This is a genomic window from Streptomyces sp. NPDC000983, from assembly GCF_040299205.1.
Classification (GTDB): domain Bacteria; phylum Actinomycetota; class Actinomycetes; order Streptomycetales; family Streptomycetaceae; genus Streptomyces.
On sequence record NZ_JBEPBM010000009.1, the window covers coordinates 70491 to 95173 of the forward strand.

Below are 24683 nucleotides of genomic sequence, written 5' to 3' on the forward strand. Positions count from 1 at the left end.
CTCAGTACCGCCAGCGGTAGGCGGCCGCGACGGCCGCGTCGTCGAACCCGTCGACGGCGGCGATCTCACCGCGGCGCACGGCGATCACCGCGTCGGTGAGGACCGGGCCCAGCGCGCCGGTCAGCACCTCGTCGGCGGTGAACTCCGCCACCGCCTCGGCCAGCGAGCCGGGCAGCCGGCGCACACCGCGGGCGCGGGCCTCCTCGGCGCCGAGGCCCGCCGGGTCGCCGGTGATCTCCTCGGGCAGGACCGCGGAGTTCGCCAGGCCGTCGAGGCCGGCGGCGATGACGCAGCCGAACGCGAGGTAGGGGTTGGCGGCCAGGTCGACCGGCTTGATCTCGATGTTCGCCGCCCGGTCCCGGTGTCCCGCGGTGCCGGTGATCACCCGCACCCCGGCCTCCCGGGTCTCCCTGCCCCACGCGGTGAACACCCCGGCCCACTGGGAGGGCCTCAGCCGCAGGTAGCTGGCCGGGCTGGGCGCGGTGACCGCGGTCAGCGCGGGCAGCCGGGCGAGCACGCCGGCGGTGAAGGCCTCGGCGTCGGCCGTCATGCCGTGGCGGTGGTCGCCGCCCGCGTGCAGATTGACGCCGTCGCGCCAGGCGGACAGGTGGAGATGGCCGCCGTTGCCGACGCCCCGGGCCAGGACGGCCGGGGCGAAGGAGACCGCCAGTCCGTGCCGCCCGCTGACCGCGCGGATCGTCTGGCGCACCAGGACGCTGCGGTCGGCCGCGGCCACCGGGTCCAGCGCGGCCACCGACAGCTCGAACTGCCCGGCCGCGTACTCGGGATGGATCTGGTCGACGTCCACGCCCTGCGCGGCGAGGGCGGCCAGCAGCTCGGCCAGGCAGTCGCTCAGCTCCACCTGCCGGGCGGCACCGTACGCCGGGCCCGTCACCGCGGGGACGAACTCGCCCTCGGCGGCGGGGCCTTGGCCGACCGCCCACTCGATCTCGATCGACGCCCGGAACGACAGGCCGTGGCGGCGGGCCGCCCGTGCCACCAGGTGCCGCAGGAAGGTGCGGGCGCAGCCGGGATGGGTGCCGCCCTCCTGGGTGATCCGGTCGACGGGCGCCCACGCCCAGCCCGGCTGTCCGGCCAGCACCACCAGCCGGCTCAGATCGGGGTAGAGCCGCAGGTCGCCGTCGGGGGAGCCGAGGACGTCGGTGGTGACGATCGAGTCGTCGGCGAGGAACGTGTCGAACACCGGGGACATGCCGACGCCCCAGGCCGCCGCGGAGGGCAGTTTCGCCGTGGGGACCGCCTTCACCCTGGCGATCCCGGCGGTGTCGACGTAGGCCAGCACGACGCCGTGCACACCCCGCCCGGCCAGTTCCCCGCTCAGCGCGGTGGCCCGCTCGACGTCTCCGGGACGTCCTCCGGGCACGGGGTCGGCAAGGGTGGTCATGCGTTCTCCTCGTCGAGCGGGGCCGCGTAACTCGCTGTGGCCGTCAGGGTTTCACGGCCACCGCGCCGTACTGCGGTACCACGACCGGGGAGTCGGTCCCGGCGCGCCACACCGAGCACGAGACCAGACCCGGTTCGAGCAGCTCCAGGCCCTCGAAGAAGCCCGCGATGTCCGCGCCGTCGCGCGCGGTGATCGGGGGAGTGGCGTTCTCGTTCCAGAACTCCATCGCCGGGATCTGGCCGGCGCCGCCCACCGCGTCGTCGTAGGTGGGGTGGGTCAGCACCAGGTAGCTGCCGGAGGGGACCGCCGCCATCACCCGGTGGGCGATGTCGCGGGCCTTGTCGAGGTCGAGGACGAAGTTGAGGATGCCCAGCATCATCACCGCGACCGGGCGGGTGAAGTCCAGGGTGCCCGCGGCGCGTTCGAGGATCGCCTGCGGGTCGTGCACATCGGCGTCGACGTAGTCGGTGACGCCCTCGGTGGTGCCGGTCAGCAGGGTGCGGGCGTGCACCAGCACGATCGGGTCGTTGTCGACGTAGACGATCCGGGAGTCCGGGGCCACGCGCTGGGCGATCTCGTGGGTGTTGTCGGCCGTCGGCAGACCGGTGCCGATGTCCAGGAACTGCCGGACGCCCCGCTCCTCGGCGAGGAACCGCACCGCCCGCCCGAGGAACTCCCGGTCAGCGCGGGCGATGTCCCGGATGATCGGGAACATCCCGGCGACCTGCTCGCCGACCTGCTGGTCGACGGCGTAGTTGTCCTTGCCGCCGATCCAGTAGTTCCACACGCGCGCGTTGTGCGCCACACCGGTGTTCAGCCTCGCCGACTCGCCCGCCGGGGTGTCGCCATCGGTCACGATTCGTCCTCTCTCGCACGTCGGCCGAAACCGGCCGTGGAGGCCATTGTGCCGTCCCTTGATCACCTTGTCTCCGGAATCGGCACAGGTTCGGCGGGGGTTGGCCTGCGGGAGGACGAACCGGGAGTGGAATCCGCTCGGTTCGAACGGGTTCAGGACTGCGGGGTCTTCCCCGCCTGTACGTCCTTCAGCCGCGGGACGCCGGCCTCGACCGCGTCCTCCACCGAGTCGTCCTCGTCGCCGTCCAGGCCGCCCGAGGTGACCGTGATCCCGTCGCTGCCCACGCGGACGGCGGCCACGTCCAGGGTGAGGGTGGCGGGGGAGCCGTCGACGTCGCCCTGGACCGTGACGCGCAGGCCCTGACGGGCGTCGCCCTCGTCCGGCACCGAGGTCTCGATCACCTCGACCGTGCGCTTCTCGCCCTCGCCGTCCGTCGCGGTGAACCGGTCGCACTCCACCGGCAGCGTCTTCAGCCAGGCCAGGGACGAGTCGAGGTCGCTCTGCTCGTAGGCCGCGACCTGGTACAGCAGCCGGGAGTCGCCCTCCTGGAAGCCGCGCAGCGCCGACGCCCCGGCGGGCTTGCCGAGCAGGTCGTCGTCGTACAGGCCGTCGAGGAGCTGCTGGCAGTCGGAGGCGTCGGACTTGGCGGAGAGGAAGTCGGCGACGTCGACCTTGCCGACGAGCAGGGACTCGTGCCAGTCGGCGGCGTCGTCGGACTGGGTCCAGTCGTCCTCGATGTCCGACTCGGTGATCAGCGCCGCTTCGGCCCCCTCCGCGGTGAGCCGGTCCGGGGCCGCGGTGGTCCGTGCGGCGACGGGGGAGGCGACGGCCTCCCCGGTGCCGCTGCCGGTGTTGTCGGAACCGTCCGAGCAGCCCGCGCAGGTCAGCAGGGCACCTGCCGCGAGGGCCGAGGCGAGGAGGTGGACCGGTCGGGAGCGGGTCATGGCGGGATGCCTCCTGGGAACGTGACACGTCCCCCCAGCGCATCACCGGCCCCGCGCGCCCACCACCGGCACCGGCCCGTTCGGGTGAGCGGAGGCCGCCCCGGCCGGGACGGCGCCGGGGGAGCGACGTCTGCCTCGACCGGGACGGCGCCGGAGCGGGGCGCTGTCCGCCCCTGCCGGTACGGCGCCGGGGCGGCGTCCGTTCCGGGCCGCGCGGGCGCCCCGGGGCCTCGCCGGGTGCCCTCGGGGCCCGGCTCCCGGCTCGCGCGGGAGGCGTCAGCCCTTGCGGGCCACGCCGCCGTACAGCGACACCGGGCCGTCGCCGAGGGGGGCCTCGTCCCGGGCGAGGTCGGGGCGCCAGTCCCGGACCGAGACGATGCCGGGTTCGACCAGGTCGAGCCCCGCGAAGAACCGGCCCACCTCGGCGTGCGAGCGGGCCACCAGGGTCACGCCGCCGGCCGCGTAACGGGCGATGCCCTCCTGGACGTTCTCCGGCTCGAAGTCGGCGGTCATGCACGACAGGACCAGATGGCTGCCCGGCGCCAGCGCCTCCACCAGGGTGCCGACCACGTCGTGGGCGCCGTCCTCGTCGGCGACGAAGTGCAGCAGCGCGATCAGGGACAGGGCTATGGGGCGGTCGAAGTCCAGGACCTGGGAGGCCTGTTCGAGGATGGTGCGCGGGTCGCGGGCGTCGGCCTGGACGTACTCGGTCACGCCCTCGGGGGTGCCGCGCAGCAGGGCCCCGGCGTGGGCCAGCACGATGGGGTCGTTGTCGACGTAGACCACCCGGGCGTCCGGGGCGAAGGACTGGGCGATCTGGTGCAGGTTGGGCTCGGTGGGTATGCCGGTGCCGATGTCCAGGAACTGGCGGATGCCCTCCGCCCCGGCGAGGTGCCGGGTGGCCCGCTGCATGAACCGGCGGTTGCTGCGGGCGGCCCGCGGGGCGCCGGTGTCGATCGCCATGATCTGGCGGCCGAGCGCCTCGTCCACGGGGTAGTTGTCCTTGCCGCCGAGGTACCAGTCGTACACCCGGGCCGGATGGGGCCGGGTCGTGTCGATGTGGACAGCCGGCTCGGTCCCGGTCACGAAGTGCTCCTCTGCTCGCTCGGCTCGGTGTGCGTCGCGGGCAGTCTTTCACGATCATCCGGGCTCGCTGAGACTGTCTTCGGCCACCTCGGGGTGGGCCAACGGGTGGGTGGGGAAGCCGGGTTGGCGGTTCGTGGTGGGGTTCGTGGTGAGGTTCGTGGTGCGGTTCCCGGGCTGGTCCGCGGTGGTGTACCGGGTGGGGTGCGGGGTGGTGTGTGCGGCGGTTCGCCGGGGCGCGGTGTGCGGGTGCGTGGCGACTTCGGGCCAACCCGGGCTCTCGGTGGGGCGACGACTGGCGGAGCCTTCCGGAGGTGCGGGGACGGGCTGTTGCCCTAAACTAGCGGTGCTAATTAAGGTGCCGTTGTCCATGGCCGGTCCTCAGACCGCCGACGCCGTCGGTCAGGAGTCCCTCTCGTGCGTCCCGTCCACTTCGCCGCCGCCCGCCGCACACCCATCGGCAAGCTGCGCGGAGCCCTGTCCTCCGTCCGGCCCGACGACCTCGCCGCGGCCGTGATCCGCGGGCTGATCGCCGATGTGCCCGCGCTCGATCCGGCCCGGATCGACGACGTCTACTGGGGCGCCGCGAACCAGGCCGGCGAGGACAACCGCAATGTCGCCCGCATGGCCGCGCTGCTCGCCGGACTGCCCGAGTCGGTGCCCGGCGCCACCGTGAACCGGCTCTGCGCCTCCGGTCTGGAGGCGGTCACCACCGCCGCCCGCACCGTCGCCGCCGGCGAGGCGGACATCGTGCTCGCGGGCGGCTCCGAGTCCATGAGTCGCGCGCCCTTCGTCCTGCCCCGCCCCGACGAGGCGCTGCCGCACCGCATCGAGACCGTCGACACCCGGCTCGGCTGGCGGCTGGTCAACCCCGCGATGCGGGACCTGCACGGGCTGCTGTCCATGGGCGAGACCGCGGAGGAGGTCGCCGCGCGGCACGGTGTCAGCCGCGAGCGGCAGGACGAGTTCGCGCTGCGCAGCCACCGGCTGGCCGCGCGGGCCCGTGAGGCCGGCCACTTCGACGCCGAGATCCTCCCGGTGGTGCGCCCGGACGGGGTCGTCGTCGACCGCGACGAGTGCGTGCGCGAGGACACCTCCCTGGAGCGGCTCGCTCGGCTGAAGCCCGCGTTCCGGGACGGCGGCACGGTCACGGCGGGGAACGCCTCGCCCATGAACGACGGCGCCGCGGGGCTGCTCCTGGTGAGCGAGGAGGTGCTCGGCGAACTCGGGTTGGAGTCGCTCGGGCGGTATGTCGCGGGGGCGTCGGCCGGGGTGCATCCGGATGTGATGGGGATCGGGCCGGTGCCGGCCACGCGGAAGGCGCTCGCGCGGGTGGGGTGGGCGGTGGGGGATGTTCAGGAGGCGGAGTTCAACGAGGCGTTCGCTGCGCAGGCGGTGGCGTGTGTCGATCTGCTCGGTATTGACCCGGAGTTGGTGAATCCGAGTGGGGGCGCGATTGCGCTGGGGCATCCGTTGGGGTGTTCGGGGGCGCGGATTCTGACGACGTTGTTGCACCGGATGCGGCGTGTGGGGGCGGGGCGGGGGCTGGCCACGATGTGTGTGGGCGTGGGGCAGGGGAGTGCGGTGCTGGTGGAGCGGGGGGTGTAGTTGGGGGTGCGGTTTCGGCTGCGGCGCCGTTGTGGCTGGTCGCGCAGTTCCCCGCGCCCCTTGGGTGGTGGTCGGGTGCGGCGCTGTTGTGGTTGATCGCGCAGTTCCCCGCGCCCCTGGGGGGTTGGTCGGGTGCGGCGGCGTCGTGGCTGGTCGCGCAGTTCCCCGCGCCCCTGGCGGGGTGGGGGGCGGGCGGGGTTTGTATGGGCTGGTTGTTCGCGCGGCCCTGGGGGTGGTGCTCGGGTGGGGCGGCGTTGGGGCTGGTCGCGCAGTTCCTCGCGCCCCTGGTGGGTGGTGGTGGGGTGGGGTGCATAGCATCGGTGTTCGATATGGACACGATGATGCTTTGGGGAATCAGTGGCTGGGGATTTGTGGCGCTTGCTCTTGCTGCGTTGCTCGTCGGCTTTTCCAAGACTGCTGTGAGTGGGGCCAACACTGTTAGTTTGGCGGTTTTTGCCGCTGTGTTGCCGGCCCGTGCCTCCACCGGGGTCCTGCTGCCGGTGCTGATCGCCGGGGACGTGCTCGCCGTCCTCACCTACCGGCGGCACGCCCACTGGCCCACCCTGTGGCGGCTGTTCCCCGCGGTCGCGGCCGGGGTGGTGGCCGGCACGGTGTTCCTGATGTGGGCGGACGACGCGGTCGTCAGGACCTCGATCGGCGCGATCCTGCTGCTGATGGCCGGCGTGACGGTGTGGCGGCGCCGGGCCGCCGAGGCGGAGCGGGCGCCCGACGAGGTCGTCACCCGCGCCGGGCGGATCAAGGCCCGTTCCTACGGCGTCCTCGGCGGCTTCACCACCATGGTCGCCAACGCCGGCGGACCGGTGATGTCGATGTACCTGCTGTCGGCCGGGTTCCGGAAGCTCGGCTTCCTGGGCACCTCGGCCTTCTTCTTCCTGATCGTCAACGTCTCCAAGGTGCCCTTCAGCGTGGGGCTCGGCCTGATCGACGGCCGCTCGCTGCTCCTTGACGCCGCACTCGTGCTGTTCGTCGTGCCCGGCGCGCTCATCGGCAAATGGGCTGTGAACCGGATCAACCAGCGACTCTTCGAGCAGCTCGTCATCGCGGCCACCGTGGTGGGCGGCGTGCAACTGCTGCTGACCTGAGCCGTGCGGAGCGGGCTGATCAGGGGGCGATTCCGACGCCCGGGACCCGGCTCCAGGCCCGCTCCCGGGCGGCCGTCATCGCCGGCCACCGCAGCCCGCCCGGCCGGGCCGCGACCCGCGAGGCGTAGGAACCGGGCCGGAAGTCCGGATCGTAGAAGCAGCCGCTCGGGCAGGCCCGCGCCACCGAGCCGGCCGTGGGCCGCACCCCGGTGCGCACCCACCGCTCCAGCGCCGCGACGGAGGTCGCGTACTCGGCGCCGCTCAGCTCACTGTGCTCGCTCTCCCGCGTGAACGTCTGCACCAGGTACCGCCCCCTGCCCGCCCCTTCGAGCGTGGCCCGGTACGCGGACTCGTGCTCGACGAACGCGGTCGGGTCGTCGATCGCGCGCAGCGTCAGTACGGGAATGTGGACGTCGCCGGTGAGATCACTGTCGTACGACAGGTCCCGGACGGCCGTGGGATCGGCGGAGAACCGCTCGACCCCGGCGTTCAGCGCCCGGTCGTCGTGCGAACCGGAGTAGCGCACACCCCGGTTGGAGAAGGGATTGCGGCCGCCGAGCCGCCTGTGCACGAGGTCACGGAACGTGAAGGTGGCGAACCGCAGATGCGACTCCAGGGAGCGCTCCGGTATCCCGGTGACGCCGAGGATGTCGTCGAGGTTCCGCTGCTGCACGGCGGTCCGCTCCCGCGGCGCCGAGGCGAGCCCCGTGCACTCCTGGAGCCGGGCGCGCAGTCCCGCCGAGGTCATCGTGGAGTCCGCCCGCAGCCCCTGCCACAGCGGGTACCGGGGCTCGGTCGGGCGGGGATGGTTGCCGCAGTAGTACTGGTACACCACGCGCAGATCGACCCGGTAGTCGTACCCGCGCGAGCCGCCCGCCAGCACCCCGTTGGTCAGCAGCGCCCCGTCGTAGTGGCCCGGGTAGGTCTCGGCGACCTTCGCCGCGACGTTCCCGCCCCAGGACTGCCCGTGCACCAGGGTCAGTTCCGGTGCGCCGAACCGCCCGGCGAACACCCGCCGCACGCTCTCCGTGTCCGCCGCCGCCATCCGGGTGCCGTAGCCGCCCCGCCGGTACGACGACCCGGCCCAGGCGTACCCCTGGTCCACCATCACCGACCAGCGGCCCAGGTCGTCGAGGCTGCGGGCCGGGTCGGACCCGGCGCCCAGGTCGGGGCCGCCGTGCGCGTGCACGACGAGCGAGCTGTTCCAGTCCTCGGGCACGGCGACGGCGTAGTGGGCGCCGTTCGCGTCCTGTCCCGTCCAGCAGGTGGCCTTCTCGGCCAGGGCCGCCGGACAGGCCACGGGGGCCGGTCCGGCGGTGGCCGCGTCCGCCGGTGCGGCCGCGGTCAGGGTGCCGACGGTCAGGGCCGCGAGGCAGGCGGCGAGCCCTTGTCTCCATGCGCGTGCGGTGGTGCCGTTCAAGGCGCTTCTCCTCGTCTTCGTCGACGTCGGCCGTGATGCTAGGGACCGCCCGGAGCGAGGGACACCGTCTGATCGTTTGTGTTCATAGAGTTCGCCGGCCCCGCTCGCGGGGAGGCCGGCGCGCCGGGTTCAGCCCTCGACGACCGAGGCGCGCATCCGGTCGATGGCGCGCAGCACCTCGGCACGGTTCTTGGCGCTCTTGACCCAGGCGGGGAGCCGGGCGACGCACGTCATCTTCCGGCCGTGCTCGTACCAGGGGTCCCGCTCCCGCAGCCGCGCCTCGACGAACCGGCGGATCAGGTCCAGGTGTTCGAGGTTGTACGCCCACAACTCGCCGTGCCGGGTGGCCGTGCGCAGCCACAGCGCCGGCCAGGTGCCCGCGGCGACGGGGCCGGACCTCCCGCAGGAGCGGCAGACCACCCCGGCTCGCCCGAAGTGCGCGATCCGGTCGCAGCGGGGGCAGCGCACCAGCACGGAGTCACGGAAGGAGTAGTCGCTCCTGCCGGGGTCGCGGAAGCGCGTCGGGGTCGGGGACATGGCTCGATCATGACGGTCGCGGGCGTCCCGCGGCAATCGGGTTTCAGCGGGCGTCGGCCGTCTCGGGCGCCGGTCTGCTGCTGGGCAGTCCGCTGCTGAGGTCCTCCGTCAGCAGCCGCTTGGCGATGGTGTCGACGGCCGCGCGCAGCGCCGCGCCGGAGGGGCGGCCGATGTCCTGCTCGACCCGGGCCATCAGCCACGCGCCCCACGCCGCCGTGATCACCTCGGCCTCCCGGGCGCCCGCCGGGGTGTGCGAGAGCAGGGAGCCGTCGCGGGTCAGGTAGCCCTCGTCGACCATCCGGTCGAAGACCGGCAGCAGCACCTCCGGCGGCACATGGCGGCGGGCGGCGACCAGCCCCAGGCTCGCGTGGCCGACCACCCGGCCGAGCAGCTCCACCTGCATCACCGCCCAGGCGCCGGCCACGTCGAGCCGGGTGTCGGAGCCCTGGACCAGCCGGCGCGCGGTGTCCAGGTCCGTACTGCCGATGATCTTCATGACGGAGGCTTCGAGCACCGGCTGGGAGTCGGCGCCGCGCGGCTGCCCGAACCCCTCGCCCATGTCCGTCGACCCCATGCGGGCGCTGTCGCGCAGTTCGACCTGTTTCAGGAAGAGCGCGACGACGAACCCCACGGCCGCCACCGGCACCGTCCACAGGAACACCGTCTGGAGGGTGTCCGCGTAGGCGTCGACGATCGGCGCGGCCACCGCGTCGGGCAGTTCGTGCAAGCCCTCCGGGCTGGTCGCCGCCCGCGCGACGACGGCCGGGTCCGCGCCCGGGACGGTGGACGCCTCGGCGACGCCCTGGCGCAGGTTGGGGGTGAGGCTGTTGGTGTAGATCGTGCCGAAGACGGCGGTGCCGAAGGAGCTGCCCAGGGTGCGGAAGAAGGTGACGCCCGAGGTCGCGGTGCCCAGATCGGCGTAGTCCACGGTGTTCTGCACGGCGATCGTCAGGACCTGCATGCACAGGCCGATCCCGGTGCCGAACACGAACATGTACAGCGACTCCAGCCAGGTCCCGGTCGACGGCCCCATCAGGGACATCAGATACAGGCCGAGCCCCATCACCAGCGAGCCGACGATCGGGAACAGCCGGTACTTCCCCGTCTTGCTGACCACGTTGCCGCTGAACACCGACGCGATGAGCAGGCCGATCACCATCGGCAGGGTCCGTACGCCGGAGATCGTCGCCGAGTCGCCGTCGACGTACTGCAGATAGCTCGGCAGATAGGTCATCGCGCCGAGCATCGCGAAGCCGACGATGAAGCTCAGCACCGAGCAGACCGTGAACACCGGGTTGTTGAACAGCCGCATCGGCAGCATCGGTTCGGGCGCCCGGGTCTCCACCCAGCAGAACAGGCCGAGCGCGATCACACCGCCGACGAACAGGCCGACGATGACGCCGGAGCCCCACGCGTACTCGTTGCCGCCCCAGCTCGTCGCGAGGATCAGCGCGCTGGCGCCGACCGCGACGCAGGCGATGCCGAGATAGTCGATCACCGGCCGGGAGGCCGACTTGACCACCGGGATGGTGCGGGCGGCGGCGATCACCACGACGATCGCGATGGGCACGTTGACGTAGAACGCCCAGCGCCAGGTCAGATGGTCGGTGAACAGCCCGCCCAGCAAAGGCCCGATGACCGTGGCCACGCCGAACACGGCGCCGATCGCGCCCTGGTACTTGCCGCGTTCGCGCAGCGGGATCACATCGGCGATCAGCGCCATCGACGTGACCATCAGCCCGCCCGCGCCGACACCCTGCATCGCCCGCCACACGATCAGCAGCGTCATGTTCCCGGCCAGACCGCACAGGAACGAGCCGGTGATGAACACGATCGCCGAGACCTGGAAGACCACCTTGCGGCCGAACATGTCGCCGAACTTGCCGACCAGCACGGTCGCGACGGTCTCCGCGAGCAGGTACGACGTCACCACCCACGACATGTGCGAGGCGCCGCCGAGGTCCGACACGATGGTCGGCAGCGCGGTGCCGACGATCGTCTGGTCCAGGGCGGCCAGGAGCATGCCGAGCATGATCGTCACGAAGACGACGTTGCGGCGGCGCACGTCCAGCACGGGGGGTTCGGCGGCCGGTGGCCGCGCGGCTTCCTCGGCGACTGTCACGAGGTCACGATCACCCGGGCGGACCGCCCCCGCACGCGGGGCGGTCCGCCCGGGTGCCTGCGCCGCCCGGGTGCCTACGTCGCGCCCGGGCGGCCTCGGGGATGCCGCGGCCCGCTCTACGCGTCCGTCCGCAGCCGCGGTGCGCACGCCGCCGCGTCGATCGGGGCCGCGTCGCCCCCGGCACCCTCCACCCGCGATGCCAGCGCACGCGCCCACGCGGTCACCGCCGCCGTGTCCATCCCGTACGGCCGCGGCTCGCCCGCTGCCACCGCCCACTCCTCGACCGCGCCGGCCCCGCGCCGCAGCAGCCGGGCGCCGCCCGTGACGTTCCCGCGCGCCGAGTGCGTCAGGCCCACGGCGAGCTGCGCCAGCGCCCGCCACAGCCCGCGCTCCTCCTCGGGCCCCGCCTTCCAGGCGTCCTCGAAGACCTCGTGGGCGTGGAAGGGCCGGCCCGCGTCCAGCAGCTCCTGCGCCTCCGCGACCGTCCGCTCCGGGATGCGCAGGACGCCCTCGGGCTGCCGGGCCACGCCGTCCGCGCCGTAGGGCAGCGGCCGCCCGAGTCCGTCCCGGGGCCGGGCGTTGCGGGCCCGCCCCTCGCTGTCCCGGTCCCGTGCCCCGGCCGTCCGGCTCGCTGATCGTCCGTCCATATGACCGATTGTGCCGCGCCCGGTGCCTCTTTCGAGCGGGCCCCCGGTGTGGGGTAAAGTGCTGTCCGCGCGATCATCCACCTCACCGTGGGTGAGCGCACCGGGACGTGGCGCAGCTTGGTAGCGCACTTGACTGGGGGTCAAGGGGTCGCAGGTTCAAATCCTGTCGTCCCGACGGTACGAAGGGTCTTCGCGGGCGAGAGCCCGCGGGGGCCCTTTTCGTATGCCCGGGCATGCGCCCGTATGACCTGCTTCGTCCTGGGTACGCGGACCACGCGGCAGGGGAGTGCGGATCCCCGGCGCGCGCCGATGGGGTGACCGTCATGACGCTGTTCCGTGATCGAGGGCACGCGGGCCGGGAGCTGGCCCGGGAGCTGCGGAGCCGGCGAGCGGAGTTCCACGACCCCGTGGTCCTGGCGCTGCCCCGGGGCGGGGTGACCGTGGCCCGGGAGGTCGCCCGGGACCTGGACGCCCCGCTCGACGTCCTGGTCGCCAGGAAGATCGGCGCGCCCTTCCACGAGGAGTTCGGCATCGGCGCGGTCTGCGGGGACGACCCCCCGGTCTTCGACGACTGGACCCTGGAACGGCTCGGCCTCACGGAGGAGGACCTCGCCCCCGCCGTGGCCCGCGAACGCGCGGAGCTGCACCGGCGCGAGGAGGCCTACCGGCGCGGCCGACCCGCCCTCTCCCTGCGGGGGCGCACGGTGATCGTCGTCGACGACGGCCTCGCCACCGGTGTCACGGCCCGCGCCGCCCTGCGCCGCATCCGCGGCCGCGCACCCGAGCGCGTCCTGCTGGCCGTGCCGGTCGGCTCGCCCGAGGGCCTGGCCCTGGTGGGCGAGGAGGCCGACGAGGTGATCTGCCCGCACCGGCCGGTCGACTTCACGGCCGTCGGCCTCTGGTACGACGACTTCGCACAGCTCACCGACGCCGATGTGCTGGCCGCGCTGCGCACCGGAGCCGGCGGCCCGAGCCCGGCCGGTGGTGATAGAAGCGGACCATGAACCATTCAGCACCTGATCCCGCGTCCGCCGGCCTGCCCGGAGCCGGCACCCCCGACCGCCGCAGGCGCACCGGGCTCGACCGGACCGGCCTGGACCTGACCGGCAACCCCCGCGTGCGGGTACGGGACGTGAAGCTGCTCTCCAGCCACTGGTACGTCGAGCGGACCACCACCTTCGACCTCCGGCACGCCGACGGCACCTGGCACACCCAGGAGCGCGAGACCCACGACCGCGGCAACGGCGCGACCATGCTGCTCTACGACACGGCCCGCGAAACCGTGCTGCTGACACGGCAGTTCCGCTTCCCCGTCTACGTCAACGGCCACCCCGACGGCATGCTCGTGGAGACCCCGGGCGGCCTCCTCGACGACGATGACGAGCACCCCGAGGTCGCCGTGCGGCGCGAGGTGGTGGAGGAGACCGGGCACACCATCGGAGCGGTGGAGCACGTCTTCGACGTCTACATGAGCCCCGGCTCGGTCACCGAACGCGTGAGCTTCTACGCCGCCGAGTACGGCGCGTCCACCCGCACCCACGAGGGCGGCGGACTGGACGAGGAGGGCGAGGACATCGAGATCCTCGAACTCCCCTTCCGCCAGGCCCTGGAGATGATCCGAAGCGGGGAGATCGCCGACGCCAAGACCATCATGCTCCTCCAATGGGCGGCCCTGGACGGTCCGTTCGCCAAGTAGCCGCATCAGCACTTGACTTGAAGTGCGCTTCAAGCTGAAGACTCCCTGTCTCACACCACGAACGGGAGGCATCCGCATGAAGTACCGCACCATCGGCACCGATCCCCGGCACCGCCGCGAGGTCAGCGTCCTCGCGCTCGGCGCGATGCTGTTCGGCACCCGCACCGACGAAGCGACGTCCTTCGCCGTGCTCGACCGCTATGTCGAGGCCGGCGGCAACTTCATCGACACGTCCGACAACTACGCCTACTGGGAGGACGGCGGCCAGGGCGGCCAGAGCGAGGCACTGCTCGGCCGGTGGCGGCGCAGCCGGGGCATCGGCGAGGAGATCGTCATCGCCACCAAGCTCGGTGCCCGCCCCCTGGCCCCCGGCACCGGCTACGTCGACAACCCGGAGGGCCTGTCGGCGAAGGTGATCCGCGAGTCCGCCGAACGCAGCCGCGAACTCCTCGGCGTCGAGAGGATCGACCTGCTGTACGCCCACATCGAGGACCACCGGGTCCCCCTGGAGGAGACCGTCGAGGGGTTCGCCGCACTGGTGGCGGAGGGCACCGTCGGCCTCCTCGGGGCCAGCAACCACGCCGTGTGGCGGGTGGAACGGGCCCGAGCGCTGGCCGCCGCCCGGGGGCTCCCCGGCTACCAGGTGCTCCAGTACCAGCACAGCCATCTGCGCCCGCGCCTGGACATGCCGAGCGGGCTGTTCCCCGACGGCAGCCTCGGCCACGCCGGAGCGGAGCTGATGTCGTACCTGCGCGCCGAGTCCGACCTCACCCTGGTCGCGTACTCCCCGCTGCTCGCCGGCGCCTACACCCGCGCGGACAAGCCGCTGCCGCCGGACTACGAGCACCCGGGCAGCCCCGCCCGCCTGAAGGTGCTGCGCGAGGTGGCGAAGGAGGCCGACGCCACCGTCAACCAGGTCGTGCTGGCCTGGCAGATCGGCGCGCCGCTGCCGGTGGTCCCGCTGGCCGGGGCGTCCTCGGTCGCACAGCTGGAGGAGAACCTGGCCGCGGTCGACCTGGAGCTGACGGCCGGACAGCGCGCCCGGCTGGACGCGGCACACTGAGCACCGGGTGGACGGACGCCGCCCACTGGGCGCCGGGTGGCGGACGGCTGAGCGCCGGGTGGCGGGCGGCCGTCCGCAGTAGGCTCCGAAGAGAAGCCGAAGGAGCGTGGATCATGCCCATCCCCGGCGCCGGGTCCGTCCGTACCACCCCCGAAGGTCTGCTGTGGGAGCCCTGCGAGCGCTGGGTGCGCGGCGTCAAGGGCACCACCACCGTCGTCGACAGCCGCCACCCCGTGCTGGTCTGGCAACCCGAGGGGATCCCCGTCCCCTGCTACGCCTTCCCCCGCGCCGAGGTCCGCACCGACCTCCTGCATCCGGCTGCGAACCCCCCGACGGGCCCCCGCACCGGCTCGCGCGTCTTCTACGACCTGGAGGTCGACGGCGAGCGGATGGCGAACGCGGCCTGGACCTTCCCCGGCGCCGACCTCGCCGGACACCTCGCCTTCGACTGGTTCCTGCGCCGGGAGAACGGCCTGGACCACTGGTACGACGAGGACGAGGAGATCTTCGGCCACCCCCGCGACCCGCACCACCGGGTGGACGCCCTGCGCAGCAGCCGTCACGTCCAGGTGGAGATCGGCGGAGTCCTGGTGGCCGACACCCGCCGCCCGGTCCTGCTCTTCGAGACCGGACTGCCCGCCCGCTACTACCTCCCGCCCGAGGACGTCCGCCTCGACCTGTTCGAGGCCACCCGGCACACCTCGCTCTGCCCCTACAAGGGCAACGCCCGCTACTGGAGCTTCGCCGGCGAGGCGGACGTCCCGAGCAACGTCCTGTGGAGCTACCCGGAGCCGCTGCCCGCGGTCGGCGCCGTCGAGGGACGGCTCGCCTTCTACAACGAGGCCGTCGACCTCGTCGTGGACGGCGAACGCCTGCCGCGCCCCGTCACCGTGTTCAGCGGCACGCTGAAGGAGTGACCCGCCCGAGGAAGCACACCGCCCGAGGAAGCACACCGCCCGACGAATCCCGAAGAAGTGACCCGTCCCAGGCCTCGGCATCAGGACATGAACCGGTCCAGCAGCGCGTCCAGCCCCGCGGCGAGGCCCTCCGCCCCGCCCCGCTCGGCCAGCGCCGGGGCCGCCTCCCGCAGCCGGGGCAGCTCCTGCGACGGCATCCGGTGCAGCCCCAGCCGGAACGCCGGATCCGTCTCCTCGGGGTTGTCCACCATCGCCCGCAGCTCCACCGAGACATAGCCCAGCAGCCACGCGGTGTACGCGCGGAACGCCGCCGTGGAGCGTGCCTCGTCCAGCCCGGCCTCCCGCAGCAGCCCCAGCACCCGCTCGTGGTCCTTCAGCACGGCCAGCGGGCGGCGCGCCAGCGGTACGGCCAGCATGCGGGTGGCGAGCAGGGGCACCGCGTGCGGATGCGCGAGACAGACCTCGTACGAGACCAGGGCGATGCGGTGCAGTCCGGCCCGCCAGTCGGAGGTGTCGTCCGGGGCGGCGGCCAGCCGCTCGGCGAGTTCCAGGTAGAGCGCCTCGACCAGGCCGTCCAGCAGGGCCTCCTTGCCGGCCGCGTACCGGTACAGCGCCATCGCCTCCACGCCGAGCTCACCGCCGAGGCGGCGCATGCTCAGCGCCGACAGGCCCTCCCGGTCCACCAGCTCCAGGGCGCTGGCCAGCACCCGCTCCCGGCTCAGCCGGCCGTAGCGGCCGCGGTCGCCGGCGCGTCGCGCGGGCGCCGGCTTCTTGGGGTTCGCCATCCCTCACCACCTCGGGTTTCCGTCCGTCAGGTCCGGCGGTGCGCGGGCCCGGTGGCAGCGTACGGGGTGATCCGGGCCGTCCCGGGTTGACCGGGCCGGTACCTGAGTGGATGATGTACGTATACATCGTATACATACGATGCTGCGGTGAGGGACCACGGGCACGCGGAACCGGATGGATCGGATTCGCACCCGCGCCGCCGGCGGAGCTGCCGCCCCCGTCGGCGCGGGGCCCGTGCCGCGACGGAACGACCGCGGGTGGCCGACGATCATGAGCGCGCCCATCGAGGACTACGCACTCCTCAGCGACCTGGAGACCGCGGCCATGGTCGGCCGGGACGGCTCCGTCGACTGGCTGTGTCTGCCCCGCTTCGACTCGCCCGCCTGTCTCGCCGCCCTGCTGGGCACCCCCGACCACGGCTTCTGGCGCCTCGCGCCGCTCGGCCGGGGCCGCTGCACGCGCCGGGCGTACCGGCCCGACACCCTCGTCCTGGACACGTACTGGGAGACCGTGACCGGCACCGTCAGGGTCACCGACTTCATGCCGCCGCGCGCCCAACTGCCCTGTCTGGTCAGGGTCGTCGAGGGACTCTCGGGGTCGGTGACCCTCCGCAGCGAGCTGCGGCTGCGCTTCCACCAGGGCCGGGTGGTGCCCTGGGCACGGCCCGACGGGGACCGCGTCGTCGCCGTCGCGGGGCCCGACGCGGTGTGGGTGAGCGCCGACGGACCCGTGCGGACCATCGGCGGGGAGTCCTCCACCGTCGCCGAGTTCACCGTCACCGCCGGAAACCGGCTCGCGCTGACCCTGGTCTGGGCGCCCTCCCACCGGCCCGGCCCGCCCGCACCGCTCACGGTGCCCGCGGAGACGGTGCTGAAGGAGACCGTCGACTACTGGCGCCGCTGGACCGGCCGCTGCCGCTACGACGGACCCTGGCGGGACGCCGTGGTCCGCTCCCTGATCACCCTCAAGGCGCTCACCTACGCCCCCACCGGGGGGATCGTCGCCGCCCCCACCACCTCGCTGCCCGGCTGCGTGGGCGGCGAACGCAACTGGGACCACCGCTACTGCTGGCTGCGCGACTCCACCCTCACCCTCTCCTGCCTCCTGCGCTGCGGCTACCGGGAGGAGGCCACGGCCTGGCTGGCCTGGCTGGTGCGGGCGATCGCCGGCGACCCGGCCGACCTCCAGACCGTCTACGGCGTCGGCGGGCAGCGCCTGCTGCCCGAGACCGAGGCGCCCTGGCTGCCCGGCTACGAGGGCTCGCGCCCGGTGCGGTTCGGCAACTCGGCGGTCGGCCAGTTCCAGCTCGACGTCTACGGCGAGGTCCTGGACACGCTCTGGCGGTCACTGCTCGCCGGCATCCCCATGCCCGCGCACGTGTGGAACCTGGTCGAGGTGATGATGGGCTTCCTGCTGCGGCACTGGCGCGAACCCGACCGGGGCCTGTGGCAGGTGCGCGGACCGCGCCGCCAGTTCGTCCACTCCAAGGTCATGACCTGGGTGGCCGCCGACCGCGCCCTGCGCATGGGGCGGCTCCTCGGCCGCAACGGCTCCTCGGACCGCTGGCGGACCATGCGCGACGAGGTCCGCCGGCAGATCCTGCGGCAGGGCTTCGACCCCGCCCAGCGCTCCTTCGTCCAGGCGTACGGCTCGCCCGCCCTCGACGCCTCCGCCCTGCTGCTGCCCCGGCTGCGCTTCCTGCCCGCCCGGGACCCCCGGGTGCGCGGGACCGTCCGCGCCATGAGCGGCCTCGACGACGGCGGATTCCTGCGGCGGTACGCCCGGGCCGGCCGCGGTGTGCACGAGGTGGACGGAATGCCGGGCCGCGAGGGCGCGTTCGTCTCCTGCTCGCTGTGGTACGCCGACGCGCTCGCCGCCACCGGCCGCACCGGGGAGGCCCGCGAGACCTTCGAGAGGGTCCTCGCCGTCCGCAACGACGTGGGACTGCTCTCCGAGCAGTGGGACCCCGCCCTCGGCCGCCAACTGGGCAACGCCCCGCAGGCGTCCAGCCACATCGCCCTCGCCGAGACCGCGTTCGCCCTGGCCGGGGACCTCGGCCCGACGGATGCCGGGGACTTCGGCCCGACGGCTTCCGGCGCCCTCAGCCCGACGGCTTCTGGCGCCGCGCGGACCCGGCGTAGCCGAGCGGGTTGAGCTGCTGGAAGCGCCAGCTGTCCCGGCACATGTCGGCCAGGTCCCGGGTGGGCCGCCAGCCCCAGGCCCGGTCCGCCGCGCTCACGTCGGCGACCAGTTCCGCCACGTCACCGGGCCGCCGCTGCTCCACCTCGTAGGGCACCTGGCGTCCGCACGCCCGGGAGAAGGTGTCGACCACGTCCAGCACCGAACTGCCCTTGCCGCGGGCGAGGTTGAACACCTGAAGGCCCGTCCGGTCGGCGAGGTGGTCCAGCGCCGTGCGGTACGCCTCGACGCAGTCCATGACATGCAGGTAGTCCCGGACCGCGGTGCCGTCGCGGGTGGGGTAGTCACCGCCGCGGACGCTCAGGCGCGGATGCCGGCCCACGGCCACCTGGGCCAGGTACGGCATCAGGTTGTCGGGCGTGCCCCGCGGGTCCTCGCCGAGCAGTCCGCTCGGATGGGCGCCGGCCGGGTTGAAGTAGCGCATGCACAGCACCGAGTACTCGGGGTGGCGGCGGCACAGGTCGGCGAGGATCTGCTCGCAGATCCACTTGGACTGGGCGTACGGATGGCCGGGCCGGGTGGGCGCGTCCTCGCGGATCGGGCCGGGGCCCGCCGCGCCGTAGACCGAGCAGGACGAGGAGTACACCAGCTGGTGCACCCCGTGGGAGTGCATGGCGCCCAGCAGGGCCATGGTGCCGCCCACGTTGACGTCGTAGTAGTCGACCGGTCTGCGCAGCGACCCGGACGCCGACTTCAGGCCCGCGAAGTGCAGGACGGCGTCCACCGTGTGCCGGTCGAAGACGGCCGACAGGGCGTGCCGGTCCCGGATGTCCAGGTCGTAGACGGCGCCGACGAAGCGGCCCGCGACGCGTTCGACGCGTGCGAAGACCTGCGAGGAGCTGTTGCTGTAGTTGTCGACCACGATCACCTCGTAGCCGTGGTCCAGCAGCTCGACGCAGGTGTGACTGCCGATGAATCCGCCCCCGCCGGTCACGAGGACAGTGGACGGTGCGCTCATGGGCCCGGCTCCGCTCCCTCATCTCACGAAGAACGCGAACACCGTATGTTTACGACGTATATGTACGACTGTGCGCCCCCGGGCCCCCACAGTCAAGCGCTCGGCCCCCGGCCGGCGGCCGGAAGCCGGAGGAGTGGCGCGAGGTGCGAGGGATACCCCTGGACGCGGCGGGTAGAGATCGCCTTCGTCGCCTCCCGCTGCGACCCCGTCGGTCATTTGTACTTACATTCTGACCTTTGCGTGAAATGATGTCTTAACAAAGTATTGACAGCGGGCGCCTCAAGGGATTGGATCCGGGACCAACGCAGCCGCGTTTCTCACCCGTCGTTCCCCTGTCGCACAGTGAGGTGCAGGAAAGATGGACCGCTCTTCGCACGCCCGCTCCCGCTTCCGCTCCCGCAGGACGACGACCCTGGCGGCCGTGGCCGCCGCGGCCGCCCTGACCCTCGCCGGCTGCTCCAGCGGCTCCGGCGGCAAGAAGGCCGAGGAGGGCGCGGACGGCGCCTCCGCGGGCAAGGCGGACACCCCGCGTATGACGGTCGCCCTGGTCACCCACCAGTCGCAGGGCGACACCTTCTGGGACATCGTCCGCAAGGGCGCCGAGGCCGCCGCCGCCAAGGACAACGTCAAGCTCGTCTACTCGGCCGACCCCAGCGCCGGCGTCCAGGCCAACCTGGTGCAGAACGCCATCGACCAGAAGGTCGACGGCATCGCCGTCACCCTCGCCAAACCCGACGCCCTCAAGGACGTCATAGCCAAGGCCAGGGCGGCCGGCATACCCGTCGTCGGCCTCAACTCGGGCGTCAGCGAGTGGCAGGACCTCGGCCTGATGGAGTTCTTCGGCCAGGACGAGACCGTCGCCGGCGAGGCGCTCGGCAAGCGGCTGAACGAGGCGGGCGCCAAGAACGCCGTCTGCGTCATCCAGGAACAGGGCAACATCGGGCTCACCCAGCGCTGCGACGGGGTGGAGAAGACCTTCTCCGGCACGGTCGAGACCCTGAACGTCAACGGCACCGACATGCCCTCGGTCAAGTCGACGATCACCGCCAAGCTCGCCGAGGACAAGGCCATCGACTACGTCGTCACCCTCGGTGCGCCCTTCGCGCTGACCGCCGCGAAGTCGGTGTCGGAGTCGGGCAGCAAGGCCAAGGTCGCCACCTTCGACCTCAACAAGGAACTCACCGGAGCCATCGGCGAGGGCTCCATCGAGTTCGCCGTCGACCAGCAGCCCTACCTCCAGGGCTACCTCGCGATCGACTCGCTGTGGCTCTACAAGAACAACGGCAACTACATGGGCGGCGGCGAGCAGCCCGTGCTGACCGGCCCCGCCTTCGTCGACAAGTCCAACGTCGAGGCCGTCGAGGGCTTCGCCGCCAAGGGCACCCGGTGATGAGCACGACCGGACAGGCCGGTCCGGCGGTGGCCGCACCGCCGGACCCCGGCCCGCCGAGGACCGGCCGCCGCCCCCTGGCGCTGAGGCTGCTCGCCCGGCCCGAGGTGGGCGTCCTCCTCGGCGCGGCCGCGGTGCTGGTCTTCTTCCTCGTCACCGCGCCGCCCGTGCGCGACGGCGGCTCGATGGCCAACATCCTGTACCAGTCGTCGACGATCGGGATCATGGCCCTGCCCGTGGCCCTGCTGATGATCGGCGGCGAGTTCGACCTGTCCGCGGGCGTCGCCGTGGTCACCTCGGCCCTCACCGCCAGCATGATCAGCTACCAGCTGACCATGAACGTCTGGGCCGGGGTGATCGTGGCCCTGGTCGTCTCCCTGGCCGTCGGGCTGTTCAACGGCTGGATGCTCGTACGGACCGGCCTGCCCAGCTTCCTCGTCACCCTCGGCACCTTCCTGATCCTCCAGGGCGCCAACCTCGCCGTCACCAAGTGGGTGACCGGGAACGTCGCCACCGACGACATCAGCGACATGGACGGCTTCGGCCAGGCCGAGGCCCTGTTCGCCTCCTCCTTCGACGTCGGCGGCGTCCAGGTCAAGATCACCATCGTCTGGTGGCTGGTCTTCGCCGCGCTCGCCACCTGGGTGCTGCTGCGCACCAAGTACGGCAACTGGATCTTCGCGGTGGGCGGCAACAAGGAGTCCGCCCGCGCCGTCGGCGTCCCGGTGACCTTCACCAAGATCTCCCTGTTCATGCTGGTCGGCTTCGGCGCCTGGTTCGTCGGCATGCACCAGCTGTTCTCCTTCAACACCGTGCAGTCCGGCGAGGGCGTCGGCCAGGAGCTGATCTACATCGCCGCCGCCGTCATCGGCGGGTGTCTCCTGACCGGCGGCCACGGCTCGGCGATCGGCCCGGTCTTCGGCGCCTTCATGTTCGGCATGGTCCAGCAGGGCATCGTGTACGCGGGCTGGAACCCCGACTGGTTCAAGACGTTCCTGGGCGTGATGCTCCTCGGCGCCACGCTCATCAATCTGTGGGTCCGCCGCACGGCGACCCGGAGGTGACCGCCATGACGACCCCGCACACCGCCACGGCCGACGACCCCGCCCCCGGCAGGGACCGGCCCCTCGTCGAACTGCGCGGCGCCGGCAAGTCCTACGGCAACATCCGCGCCCTGCACGGAGTGAGCCTCGCCGTCCACCCCTCCACGGTGACCTGCGTGCTCGGCGACAACGGCGCCGGCAAGTCCACCCTCATCAAGATCGTCTCCGGGCTGCACCGGCACACCGAGGGCGAGTTCCTCGTCGACGGCGAGGCGGTCCGCTTCGGCACCCCGCGCGAGGCCCTCGACCGCGGTATCGCCACCGTCTACCAGGACCTCGCGACGGTCCCGCTGATGCCGGTGTGGCGCAACTTCTTCCTCGGCTCCGAACTGACCCGGGGCCCCTGGCCCGTCCGCCGGCTCGACATCGCACGGATGAAGTCCACCGCCGACCGGGAACTGCGCAACATGGGCATCGTCCTGGACGACCTGGAACAGCCCATCGGCACCCTCTCCGGCGGCCAGCGCCAGTGCGTGGCCATCGCCCGCGCCGTCCACTTCGGAGCCCGCGTCCTCATCCTCGACGAGCCCACCGCCGCCCTCGGCGTGAAACAGTCCGGGGTGGTGCTGAAGTACATCGCGGCCGCCCGCGACCGGGGCCTCGGCGTCATCTTCATCACCCACAACCCCCACCACGCGTACATGGTCGGCGACCACTTCAGCGTGCTGCGGCTCGGCACCCTGGAGTTGTCCGCACCCCGCGACCGGGTCAGCCTGGAGGAACTCACCCACCACATGGCCGGCGGCACCGAGCTGGCCGCACTCAAGCATGAGCTGTCCCAGGTGCGGGGCGTCGACGTGGAGGAACTGCCCGAAGCCGGGGACCTCACCGCGCCGACCGCCCCCACCGACGAAGGAAAGGCGTGAACATGGCGGCACTGGACCGTATCCGGATCGGCTCCGCCCCGGACTCCTGGGGCGTGTGGTTCCCCGACGACGACCGGCAGGTGCCCTGGGCCCGCTTCCTCGACGAGGTCGCCGAGGCCGGCTACGAGTGGATCGAACTCGGCCCCTACGGCTACCTGCCCACCGACCCCGCCCTGCTGCGCGCGGAGGTCGCCGCCCGCGACCTGAAGGTGTCCGCCGGCACCGTCTTCACCGGCCTGCACCGCGGCCCCTCGGTGTGGGAGTCCACCTGGGAGCACGTCAGCCAGGTCGCCGAACTGACCCGGGCGACCGGCGCCCGGCACCTCGTGGTCATCCCCTCCTTCTGGCGGGACGACAAGACCGCCGAGATCCTGGAGCCGCCGGAGCTGACCGGCGAGCAGTGGGCCCACCTCACCAAGGGCATGGAACGCCTCGGCCACGAGGTCAAGGAGACCTACGGCCTCGACATCGTCGTCCACCCGCACGCCGACACCCACATCGACACCGAGGACCACGTGGAGCGGTTCCTCGACTCCACCGACTCCGACCTCGTCAACCTCTGCCTGGACACCGGGCACTACGCCTACTGCGGCGGCGACAGCGTCAAACTGATCGAGACCTACGGCGAGCGCATCGGCTACCTGCACCTCAAGCAGGTCGACCCGGACGTCCTCGCCGACGTCGTACGCGACGGCGTCCCCTTCGGTCCGGCCGTGCAGCGCGGGGTGATGTGCGAACCACCCACCGGCGTACCGGAGTTGGAGCCGGTCCTGGTGGCGGCGCAGCGGCTCGGGGTGGAGCTGTTCGCGATCGTCGAGCAGGACATGTACCCCTGCGAGCCGGACCGGCCGCTGCCGATCGCCGTGCGCACCCGCAAGTTCCTGCGCTCCTGCGGCGCCTGAGAGGACGGTCATGACCCCGACGCTGCGCGTTGCCGTCATCGGCACCGGACGCATGGGCGCCGACCACGTCCGCCGGATCAGGGACGTCGTCAGCGGGGCCCGGGTCACCGCCGTGGTCGACGTCGACGCACAGCGGGCCGGGGCCGTGGCCGCCCGCGTCGACGGCTGCGCCGTGCACACCGACCCGGCCGCCGCCATGGCCTCCGGCGACGTCGACGCCGTCCTCGTCGCCTCCCCGGGCCCGGCGCACGAGGAGGCACTCCTCGCCGCCTTCGCCCACGGCCTGCCGGTGCTGTGCGAGAAGCCCCTCACCCCCGACGCGGCCTCCGCGCTGCGCCTGGTCGAGGCCGAGACGGCGCTGGGCCGGCGCTTGGTCCAGGTCGGCTTCATGCGCCGCTACGACGCCGAGTACACGAGCCTGAAGGCACTGCTGGACGGCGGCCGGCTGGGCCGCCCGCTGATGCTGCACCACCAGCACCGCAACGTCTCGAGCGCGGAGTTCTTCACCTCCGAGATGCTCGTCACCGACTCCGTGGCGCACGAGGTGGACGTGACGCGCTGGCTCCTCGGCCAGGAGATCACCGCGGTCACCGTGCTGCGCCCGGCCTCCTCCGCCCTGGCGCCCGAGGGGCTGATCGACCCGCAGTTCGTGGTGCTGGAGACGGCCGGCGGGGCCCTGGCGGACGTGGAGATCTTCGTCAACTGCGGGTTCGGCTACCAGGTCCGCGCCGAGGCCGTCTGCGAACGCGGCACCGCCCGGATCGGCGAGGGCCACGCCCTGGTCACCACGGCGGAGGGACGCTGGGGCGGCACCGTCGACCAGGACTGGACCGAGCGGTTCGCGGCCGCCTACGACCGGGAGGTCCAGGCCTGGGTCGACGCCACCCGCCGCGGCGAGGTCACCGGGCCCGGCATCTGGGACGGCTACGCGGCCGCCGCCGTCTGCGAGGCCGGTGTGCGGTCCCTGCGCGAGGGCGGCCGGGTCCCGGTGGAGCAGGCCGAACGGCCCGCGTTCTACCGCTGAGCACGCGCTCGCCCCGCCCGACGGGCCGTCGCCGACCGGGCGGGTTAGCGTGCG

The 24683-nt window shown here is 72.7% G+C and carries 22 protein-coding genes and 1 tRNA gene; 13 read left to right on the forward strand and 10 right to left on the reverse strand.

The window, feature by feature from the left end:
• Position 1 precedes the first annotated feature (1 nt).
• The 4 genes from ABT296_RS12735 to ABT296_RS12750 all read right to left on the reverse strand — a co-directional run bounded on the left by ABT296_RS12735 (position 2) and on the right by ABT296_RS12750 (position 4291).
• Entirely contained in the window at positions 2-1405 is a 1404-nt protein-coding gene (locus ABT296_RS12735; protein ID WP_351926247.1) for a type I glutamate--ammonia ligase, read from the reverse strand.
• Positions 1406-1448: 43 nt separating this feature from the next.
• Positions 1449-2261, reverse strand: a complete 813-nt coding sequence (locus ABT296_RS12740) for an SAM-dependent methyltransferase (RefSeq protein WP_351926249.1) — start codon at positions 2259-2261, stop codon at positions 1449-1451.
• A gap of 152 nt (positions 2262-2413) precedes the next feature.
• Positions 2414-3205, reverse strand: coding sequence for a hypothetical protein (locus ABT296_RS12745; protein WP_351926250.1), 792 nt, complete (start codon positions 3203-3205; stop codon positions 2414-2416).
• A 276-nt stretch (positions 3206-3481) separates the two neighbouring features.
• Positions 3482-4291 (reverse strand): SAM-dependent methyltransferase, encoded by an 810-nt coding sequence (locus ABT296_RS12750; RefSeq protein ID WP_351926252.1) that lies wholly within the window; start codon positions 4289-4291, stop codon positions 3482-3484.
• 414 nt (positions 4292-4705) lie between these two features.
• Between ABT296_RS12750 and ABT296_RS12755 the strand changes: the two genes are divergently transcribed.
• Both ABT296_RS12755 and ABT296_RS12760 read left to right on the forward strand, forming a co-directional pair.
• Positions 4706-5896 carry a thiolase family protein gene (locus ABT296_RS12755; RefSeq protein ID WP_351926254.1) on the forward strand — a complete coding sequence of 397 codons (1191 nt, stop codon included), beginning with the start codon at positions 4706-4708 and terminating at the stop codon, positions 5894-5896.
• Positions 5897-6225: 329 nt separating this feature from the next.
• Positions 6226-6999: a sulfite exporter TauE/SafE family protein gene (locus ABT296_RS12760; RefSeq protein ID WP_351926579.1), complete on the forward strand. Its 774-nt coding sequence runs from the start codon at positions 6226-6228 to the stop codon at positions 6997-6999.
• Between the two features lie 19 nt (positions 7000-7018).
• Here the strand turns inward: ABT296_RS12760 and ABT296_RS12765 are convergent, their stop codons facing one another.
• The 4 genes from ABT296_RS12765 to ABT296_RS12780 form a co-directional block, all read right to left on the reverse strand.
• Positions 7019-8419, reverse strand: a complete 1401-nt coding sequence (locus ABT296_RS12765; protein ID WP_351926256.1) for a DUF6351 family protein — start codon at positions 8417-8419, stop codon at positions 7019-7021.
• A gap of 129 nt (positions 8420-8548) precedes the next feature.
• Positions 8549-8956: a hypothetical protein gene (locus tag ABT296_RS12770; protein ID WP_351926258.1), complete on the reverse strand. Its 408-nt coding sequence runs from the start codon at positions 8954-8956 to the stop codon at positions 8549-8551.
• Positions 8957-8999: 43 nt separating this feature from the next.
• Complete coding sequence (locus ABT296_RS12775; protein ID WP_351926260.1) at positions 9000-11078, reverse strand: MDR family MFS transporter; 2079 nt, start codon at positions 11076-11078, stop codon at positions 9000-9002.
• A 116-nt stretch (positions 11079-11194) separates the two neighbouring features.
• A complete protein-coding gene (locus ABT296_RS12780; protein ID WP_351926262.1) occupies positions 11195-11725 on the reverse strand; it encodes a DUF309 domain-containing protein in 531 nt (176 codons plus the stop codon).
• Between the two features lie 101 nt (positions 11726-11826).
• Between ABT296_RS12780 and ABT296_RS12785 the strand changes: the two genes are divergently transcribed.
• The 5 genes from ABT296_RS12785 (at position 11827) to ABT296_RS12805 (ending at position 15401) form a co-directional block, all read left to right on the forward strand.
• A tRNA-Pro gene (locus ABT296_RS12785) sits at positions 11827-11900 on the forward strand.
• A 148-nt stretch (positions 11901-12048) separates the two neighbouring features.
• Positions 12049-12729 (forward strand): phosphoribosyltransferase, encoded by a 681-nt coding sequence (locus ABT296_RS12790; RefSeq protein ID WP_351926264.1) that lies wholly within the window; start codon positions 12049-12051, stop codon positions 12727-12729.
• Positions 12726-13421 (forward strand): NUDIX domain-containing protein, encoded by a 696-nt coding sequence (locus ABT296_RS12795; RefSeq protein WP_351926266.1) that lies wholly within the window; start codon positions 12726-12728, stop codon positions 13419-13421. The genes ABT296_RS12790 and ABT296_RS12795 overlap by 4 nt, the downstream gene beginning before the upstream one ends.
• A 76-nt stretch (positions 13422-13497) precedes the next feature.
• Entirely contained in the window at positions 13498-14484 is a 987-nt protein-coding gene (locus ABT296_RS12800) for an aldo/keto reductase (protein ID WP_351926268.1), read from the forward strand.
• A 113-nt stretch (positions 14485-14597) separates the two neighbouring features.
• Complete coding sequence (locus tag ABT296_RS12805) at positions 14598-15401, forward strand: DUF427 domain-containing protein (RefSeq protein WP_351926270.1); 804 nt, start codon at positions 14598-14600, stop codon at positions 15399-15401.
• An 80-nt stretch (positions 15402-15481) separates the two neighbouring features.
• On the opposite strand, the gene ABT296_RS12810 is transcribed toward ABT296_RS12805, so the two are convergent.
• A complete protein-coding gene (locus tag ABT296_RS12810; RefSeq protein ID WP_351926272.1) occupies positions 15482-16186 on the reverse strand; it encodes a TetR/AcrR family transcriptional regulator in 705 nt (234 codons plus the stop codon).
• 271 nt (positions 16187-16457) lie between these two features.
• Here ABT296_RS12810 and ABT296_RS12815 point away from each other — a divergent pair, with 271 nt between their 5' ends.
• Positions 16458-18341 (forward strand): glycoside hydrolase family 15 protein, encoded by a 1884-nt coding sequence (locus ABT296_RS12815; RefSeq protein ID WP_351926274.1) that lies wholly within the window; start codon positions 16458-16460, stop codon positions 18339-18341.
• On the opposite strand, the gene galE is transcribed toward ABT296_RS12815, so the two are convergent.
• Positions 18289-19344: a UDP-glucose 4-epimerase GalE gene (gene galE / locus ABT296_RS12820; protein WP_351926276.1), complete on the reverse strand. Its 1056-nt coding sequence runs from the start codon at positions 19342-19344 to the stop codon at positions 18289-18291. The genes ABT296_RS12815 and galE overlap by 53 nt on opposite strands.
• Before the next feature lie 358 nt (positions 19345-19702).
• Here galE and ABT296_RS12825 point away from each other — a divergent pair, with 358 nt between their 5' ends.
• Genes ABT296_RS12825 through ABT296_RS12845 form a run of 5 tightly spaced genes read left to right on the forward strand, consistent with a single transcriptional unit; the run spans position 19703 to position 24629 of the window.
• Positions 19703-20734: a sugar ABC transporter substrate-binding protein gene (locus tag ABT296_RS12825; protein ID WP_351926278.1), complete on the forward strand. Its 1032-nt coding sequence runs from the start codon at positions 19703-19705 to the stop codon at positions 20732-20734.
• A complete protein-coding gene (locus ABT296_RS12830; RefSeq protein WP_351926280.1) occupies positions 20734-21798 on the forward strand; it encodes an ABC transporter permease in 1065 nt (354 codons plus the stop codon). Before ABT296_RS12825 ends, ABT296_RS12830 begins: the two co-directional genes overlap by 1 nt.
• Positions 21799-21803: 5 nt before the next feature.
• Positions 21804-22703: an ATP-binding cassette domain-containing protein gene (locus ABT296_RS12835; RefSeq protein WP_351926282.1), complete on the forward strand. Its 900-nt coding sequence runs from the start codon at positions 21804-21806 to the stop codon at positions 22701-22703.
• Positions 22704-22705: 2 nt separating this feature from the next.
• Positions 22706-23605, forward strand: a complete 900-nt coding sequence (locus tag ABT296_RS12840) for a sugar phosphate isomerase/epimerase family protein (protein WP_351926284.1) — start codon at positions 22706-22708, stop codon at positions 23603-23605.
• 10 nt (positions 23606-23615) lie between these two features.
• Positions 23616-24629 (forward strand): Gfo/Idh/MocA family protein, encoded by a 1014-nt coding sequence (locus ABT296_RS12845; RefSeq protein WP_351926286.1) that lies wholly within the window; start codon positions 23616-23618, stop codon positions 24627-24629.
• Positions 24630-24683 lie beyond the last annotated feature (54 nt).